This window comes from Aphanothece microscopica RSMan92, assembly GCF_046613545.2.
Lineage (GTDB): Bacteria > Cyanobacteriota > Cyanobacteriia > PCC-6307 > Cyanobiaceae > NIES-981.
This window is the reverse complement of record NZ_JBKKKY020000162.1, coordinates 1-1,629: the sequence shown is the minus strand read 5'-3', so window position 1 is coordinate 1,629 and position 1,629 is coordinate 1. Positions and strand designations below refer to the sequence as shown.

Annotated in this window: 4 protein-coding genes; all 4 read left to right on the top strand. The window is 71.8% G+C overall.

The window, feature by feature from the left end; genetic code table 11:
* Positions 1-7: 7 nt before the first annotated feature.
* Positions 8-130 (top strand): phage major capsid protein, encoded by a 123-nt coding sequence (locus ACLD7X_RS16635; protein ID WP_411424800.1) that lies wholly within the window; start codon positions 8-10, stop codon positions 128-130.
* A 67-nt stretch (positions 131-197) separates the two neighbouring features.
* The gene (locus ACLD7X_RS16630) at positions 198-794 is read left to right on the top strand and encodes a head-tail connector protein (RefSeq protein WP_411424799.1); all 597 of its coding nucleotides are present in this window, start codon (positions 198-200) and stop codon (positions 792-794) included.
* Positions 791-1,129: a head-tail adaptor protein gene (locus ACLD7X_RS16625; protein WP_411424798.1), complete on the top strand. Its 339-nt coding sequence runs from the start codon at positions 791-793 to the stop codon at positions 1,127-1,129. The genes ACLD7X_RS16630 and ACLD7X_RS16625 overlap by 4 nt, the downstream gene beginning before the upstream one ends.
* A complete protein-coding gene (locus ACLD7X_RS16620; protein ID WP_411424797.1) occupies positions 1,126-1,524 on the top strand; it encodes a DUF3168 domain-containing protein in 399 nt (132 codons plus the stop codon). Before ACLD7X_RS16625 ends, ACLD7X_RS16620 begins: the two co-directional genes overlap by 4 nt.
* Positions 1,525-1,629: the final 105 nt, after the last annotated feature.

The window sequence follows — 1,629 nt, the reverse complement described above, 5'->3', positions numbered from 1 at the left end:
CCCGGACATGCGCGTGCTGCGCGACCCGTTCTCGGCCAAGCCGCATGTGCTGTTCTATGCCAGCAAGCGCGTGGGCGGGGATGTCAGCGACTATGCCGCCATCAAGCTTCTCCGGATCGCGGTGTCCTGAGTGTCGTTGCCCGGTCCTCCGTCGGGGGGCCGGGCCTTCGGGCCATGACGCAGAGGGCGAGGGGAACATGCTGATCGATGAAACAGGCCTGCCGGATGCGGTGCTGCCGGTGCAGGCGCTGAAGGACCATCTGCGGATGGGAACGGGCTTTGCCGATGACGATCTGGCCGACACGCTGATGGCCAGCCATCTGCGCGCGGCGGTGCTGACGATCGAGGGGCGGACGGGCAAGGTGCTGCTGCTGCGGCGGTTCCGCTGGACCTTCAGCGACTGGCGCGACGGGATGGAGCAGGCCCTGCCGGTGGCGCCGGTGGCCGCGCTGGTGGCGGTGAGCCTGATCCATGTCTGCGGGCTGACGGTGCCGGTGGATCCCGCGCGCTATTGCCTGGTGCCCGACGGGATGCGGCCGCGCATCCGGTCGGTGGGGCTGCTGCTGCCGCATCCGGCGCCAGGCGGCCATGTCGAGGTGGCGTTCGACGCAGGCTTTGGCGCGGGCTGGGCGGCCGTGCCGGGCGATCTGGCGCAGGCGGTGGTGATGCTGGCCGCCGCCTTCTGGGACCAGCGCGGCGAGGCGGCGCGGGGCAGTCCGGTTCTGCCGGTGCCGGTGGCGGCGCTGATCGAGCGGTGGCGCACGGTGCGCGTTCTGGGCGGGGGCGCGGCATGAAGCGGCCCGAGCTGAAACGGTCGCTGGTGCTGGAGGCGCCGCAGGACACGGCCACGGGGTCGGGCGGGATCGCCCGGGCCTGGGTCGCGCTGGGGCGGCTGTGGGCCGAGATCCGGGCCGGGGCGGGCCGCGAGGGCGACTCGGTCGAGGTGGTGACGGCGCGGGTGCCGCTGCGCATCACGGTCCGGGGCGCACCGGTAGGGGCGCCAAGCCGGCCGCAGGCGGGCCAGCGGTTCCGCGATGGCACACGGCTGTTCGCCATCCTGGCGGTGGCCGAGGCCGACCCGGGCGGCCGCTATCTGACCTGTTTCGCGCGCGAGGAGGACCCGGCATGAGCTACGGCACGGCGGCGGCGCTGCAGGCCGCGATTTTTCAGCGGCTGAGCACGGCCGCGGGGCTGACGGGGGTGCCCGTGGTCGATGCCCTGCCGCGGGGCGCGGGGCGGGGCACCTTCGTGCTGATCGGCCCCGAGGAGGTGACGGATGCGTCGGACCGCAGCGGCCCCGGGGCGGAACATCGCCTGACGGTCAGCGTGATTTCCGACGCTGCGGGGTTCGAGACGGCCAAGGCCGTGGCGGGTGCGGTGTCGGACAGTCTGGTGGATGCCGAACTGGTGCTGATGCGGGGCCGTCTGGTGGGGATGCGGTTCGTCAAGGCCCGCGCGCAGCGGATCGACGCAGGCGCCGCGCGCCGGATCGACCTGGTGTTCCGTGCGCGGGTGGAAGGATAGCTTGTACTTTTCGAACATATCTGGGCTGTAATCGCGGGAATTCCTGCGGTCATATGTAGAAAACGCGTGAAACGGAGATTCCGATGGCGGTGCAGAACGGCAAGG